The organism is Halorubrum sp. AJ67, from assembly GCF_000513435.1.
This window is the reverse complement of sequence record NZ_CBVY010000005.1, coordinates 39,044-41,703: the sequence shown is the minus strand read 5'-3', so window position 1 is coordinate 41,703 and position 2,660 is coordinate 39,044. Positions and strand designations below refer to the sequence as shown.

Sequence of the window (2,660 nt, the reverse complement as noted above, 5' to 3'; positions counted from 1 at the left end):
GGTGACCGTCGTCGTCGAGCGCGGCGACCGGGTACCGGACGCGCTCACCGCCGGGCGCGACCGCGTCGGGATCCGCGTGCCGGACCACGACCTCGCTCGCGATCTGCTCGCCGAGACCGGCCCCCTCACGGCGACGAGCGCCAACGTCTCCGGGACGGGCAGCGTCACGCGTCTCGACGACCTCTCCGACCGGATCCGAGGGGGAGTCGCCGCCGTGATCGACGGGGGCGAGACGCCCGGCACCGAGAGCACGGTCGTCGACCCCGAGGCGGGGGAGATCCACCGCCGCGGCGCGATGGCCGGTGCCATCGAGGCGTGGCTGGCGGACCCGCCGGTGGACGAGTAGAAAGAGCGGACCGACCTCGGAAAGAGAGAGGTTCGCGGGCGTTTATACCGACAGCGCACCCTTCTCGCTCAGCACTTCGATCTCCTCGGCGTCGACCGCGTCGACGTCGAGCCAGTGCGGGACGTACTCGCGTTTGTCGTACGCCTCGCGCTCGTCTTCGGTGCCGACGGTACACCACAGCTGGGGCTCGTCCGGGCCGTGCCAGCCGCCCTGAACGTTGATACCGAAGCAGACCAGCTCCTCGCCGTCGTACTCGATCACCGCGTCCCGCCGGATGTCGGGGTCGCCGCGAATGATGAGGTGTTGCATGTCCCGACGTTCGCGGGTTCCGTGCTTAATCGCTTCGATACCGCAGGTCGGGTCGCCGCGGGTTCCCCGTCGCGCGAGGGGAAATGCCCGCTCGCCATTCCGGGTCGGGATCTGCGACGAGCGCGTCGAAAACGGAGGCGGCCGGCTCAGCCTGAGTAGTAGTACTCGCCGTCGCGCTTCTGCTGGCTGTCGAGCTGCGACCCCGGCTTGTTGATCCGGGGACGCCGGTGCGCTCGTCGCGGCGGAAGGTGATGTCGAGGTCGGCGAGGAACTCGTTCATCCCGGCGCGCATCTCCTGTGGCGGCGCGGCGCGGCCGCGCTCGGCCGGCTCGCCGTCGAACACCATCAGGCGGTCGGCCAGCAGGTCGATCATGTAGATGTCGTGGTCGACGACCATCACCGTCGCGTCGTGGTTCTCGGCGTACCGACGGATCGCGGTCGTCGCCCGCACGCGCTGTTCCACGTCGAGGTGCGCGGAGGGCTCGTCGAGGAGGTAGAGGTCGGCGTCCTCGGAGAGACACGCCGCGATGGCGACGCGCTGGCGCTCCCCGCCCGACAGGTCCGAGAGGTTCTGCTCCATCACGCGTTCGAGCTGGAGCGGCTGGGCGACCTCCGTGTTCCAGTAGGAGGAGCCGAACTCGTCAGTGATGGAGGCGAGGAACGCGTCGACGCGCATCGGCTGGTCGATGTCGATGTACTGCGGCTTGTAAGAGATGTCGAGCGCGAAGTCGAGTTCGCCCTCGTCCGGCTCCAGATCGCCGGTGAACAGCTTCGCGAGCGTCGACTTCCCGATCCCGTTCGGCCCGACGACGCCGAGCACCTCGGAGCGGTTGATCTCGCCGCCCTCGACGTGAAGCTCGAACTCCCCGTCGCCGTACGACTTCGTGAGGTCGGGGTACTCGATCAGCGTCTCGCTCCGGGAGGCGACGCGGGGCGCGTGCTCCTCGAAGGTGATCGCCGACGGGCGGATCCGCATGTTCTCGTTGTCGAGGTAGCCTTTGAGGTACTCGTTGATCCCGTTTCGGACCGACTTCGGGTCGGTGATGACCCCGTACGCGCCCGGCTCCCCGTACGCGACGTGGAGCGTGTCGGCTAAGAGATCGAGGATGGCGAGGTCGTGTTCGACGACGAGCATCGACCGGTCGGCCGTGTCGTCGTCCGCCAGCTCGCGGATGAGGCGGGCGACGACCATCCGCTGGCCGATGTCGAGGTACGGCGTGATCTCGTCGAGGAAGTAGAAGTCCGCGTCGCGCGCGAGACACGCCGCGATGGCGACGCGCTGGAGCTCGCCGCCGGAGATGGAGTCGATGTCCTGGTCCATCACCGGTCGGATGTTGAGCCGGTCGACGAGGGAGTCAAGCGCGCCCCGCTCGTCGGTACGCTCCAGCAGCTCCCGGGTGTTCCCGTCGAACTGGTTCGGGATCTGGTCGACGTACTGCGGCTTGCGCGCGACGGTCACCTCGCCCTCCTTCAGCGATTCGAGGTAGTTCTGGAGCCCGGTCCCGCGGAAGCGGTCGAGCACGCGCTCCCAGTCGCCGTCGGCCGCGTGGTCGCCGAGGTTCGGGACCATCTCGCCGGCGAGCGCGTGGACGGCGGTCGACTTCCCGATCCCGTTCGGCCCGAGGATGCCGGTAACGCTACCCGGCTCGGGCGTTGGGAGCCCGTACAGCGAGAAGGCGTTGTCGCCGTAGCGGTGGACCGGATCGTCGTCGAGTTCGGAGGGGAGGTTGATGATCTCGATGGCGTCGAACGGACAGGAGTTGACGCAGATGCCGCAGGTCTCGCCGAGACAGATCTCCTCGGAGATGTGGATCTGATCGGGGTCGCCCTCCTCGGCGTCCTCGCCCCGCTTCGTGATACACTCCTTGCCCGTCCGGTTGGGCGGGCAGTCCTTCATACACTCGTAGTTACAGCGGTCGGGCTGGCACCGTTCGAGGTCCACGACCGCGATGCTGTCGTCGGCCATCTCAGACCCCCAGATCGACGGCCGAGGTCAGCAGCACCG

2 protein-coding genes and 1 pseudogene are annotated in these 2,660 nt (G+C 68.2%); 1 reads left to right on the top strand and 2 read right to left on the bottom strand.

The features are described from left to right. Nucleotides 1-346: L-threonylcarbamoyladenylate synthase (locus BN903_RS06500; protein WP_048076977.1), on the top strand; the 346-nt coding region annotated here is incomplete at its 5' end. A gap of 42 nt (nucleotides 347-388) precedes the next feature. Here the strand turns inward: BN903_RS06500 and BN903_RS06495 are convergent. Continuing rightward, entirely contained in the window at nucleotides 389-655 is a 267-nt protein-coding gene (locus BN903_RS06495; RefSeq protein ID WP_048076976.1) for an HAH_0734 family protein, read from the bottom strand. A gap of 146 nt (nucleotides 656-801) precedes the next feature. Beyond that, nucleotides 802-2,621: pseudogene (locus BN903_RS06490) on the bottom strand (ribosome biogenesis/translation initiation ATPase RLI). Between the last annotated feature and the right edge of the window lie 39 nt (nucleotides 2,622-2,660).

What these genes read in the sequence shown, in the direction of transcription:
- BN903_RS06495 (WP_048076976.1), bottom strand. Translation starts at nt 655, where the DNA reads ATGCAACACCTCATCATTCGCGGCGACCCCGACATCCGGCGGGACGCG.